Source organism: Streptomyces olivaceoviridis (assembly GCF_014650115.1).
In the GTDB taxonomy this organism is placed as follows: Bacteria; Actinomycetota; Actinomycetes; order Streptomycetales; family Streptomycetaceae; genus Streptomyces; species Streptomyces olivaceoviridis.
On record NZ_BMUI01000105.1, the window covers coordinates 1 to 1314 of the forward strand.

Annotated in this window: 1 protein-coding gene; it reads left to right on the forward strand. The window is 63.8% G+C overall.

The features are described 5' to 3' along the window. Positions 1-207 precede the first annotated feature (207 nt). Positions 208-384, forward strand: coding sequence for a hypothetical protein (locus IE273_RS43090; RefSeq protein ID WP_189820550.1), 177 nt, complete (start codon positions 208-210; stop codon positions 382-384). Positions 385-1314 lie beyond the last annotated feature (930 nt).

A 1314-nucleotide genomic window follows, 5' to 3' on the forward strand; every position in this document is an offset into this window, starting at 1 on the left:
CATGCCTTCGAGGAGGCCGTGAAGCAGGCGCTCCGGGACCCTCGGATCGACCGCCGTGGAAACGACCGGCGACCATGAGTGACGGCCGAGGCGGCAATCGCACTGGCATGCGAGTGCCGCCTCAACCGCCTGATGGCTACCACAGGGTTGGACGTCGCTGTGAGTAGCCGTGCCCATGTCCCACTCACGAACAGGAGCACTTCCAGTATGAGCGATAACGAGTCCCCAACCGAAGCCAACGACGGCCACGACACAGCTCGGCTGTGGATGTACGGCAGCGCCCTTGCAGCAGGTGTCCTGCTGATCCTCGTGGGCCATACGTCACCCCTTGAGACTTCGGGCTTCGTCTCACCGTTCCTCGTCGTGTTTGAGCAGCGTCGATAACTGTAGGTGCCGGTCGCTCCATTGAGGGGCGACCGGCACGCTTATACGAGCCCCTGACACCCCGTACAAGAAGTCCCGCAACCAGCTGAGCGGACTCTTCCCTCCTGGGCCCATTAGGCCGGCCAAGACGCGCTGCTCGGTGACGAGAGACCCACCACCGTCAGGGTGACGAATCCACACCGATTCCCTGTCGTAGACGCACTTACCTTGTCACCGAAGCAACTGAGACCGATGGGGTCATCGGAGCGGGTACCGGTCAGAGCTCCCCACGCTCTAGCAGATCCCGGATCGCGTCCTCCTGGCGGCGCAAGACCACCCGGCCGTCGCCATCGCTATGGGCCACGAGCAGGGAGCCGGGATCCAAGCCGGCCTCGGCCAGGATGCCAAGCGGGATCTCAACCGCCCCGTTCCCCCCAAGCCGGACTTCCGCAGGTTCCCTGATCACCCCCTCAGGATGCCACGATCCTGGCCCGTCGGCCGCTCGTCCGCTTCTCACACGATCCGAACATGGTCAGATCCGGGCGACGAACGATCTAAATTAGGACAGTTTTCTTCAACTTGGCATAGTCGCTTGTGACTTCATATGTCTACGTCCGATGCTGCTGGGGTTCGAAGAAGCAGAAGACGTCCGGCCATGGCGTCGTGCCATGGCGGCTTCTGACTCGCGAACCTTGGAGATCCCGTGGACGCGTACGTCCTCCGGGCCGGTTTGGCATGTCCGCCCGGACCGGCACGCCCTTCTGAGTCATCTCGGCTCTCGCCATGCTCAACGTGCAGGAGCAGGCGCCCCGTTCCCCTACCGTTGCTCACTGCGGAACGCGTCAGGTTCGACGGGGAGGCGCGGTGACCAAGCCCCCGTTCGAGCCGAGTGTTGCCCAGCAGACCGCCCTCGTTGACCACCTCGTCAACGCGGTGGTCACCGACGCGACC

Excerpts from the sequence above, each read along its gene's own strand:
- IE273_RS43090 (WP_189820550.1), top strand. The coding sequence starts at position 208 with ATGAGCGATAACGAGTCCCCAACCGAAGCCAACGACGGCCACGACACA.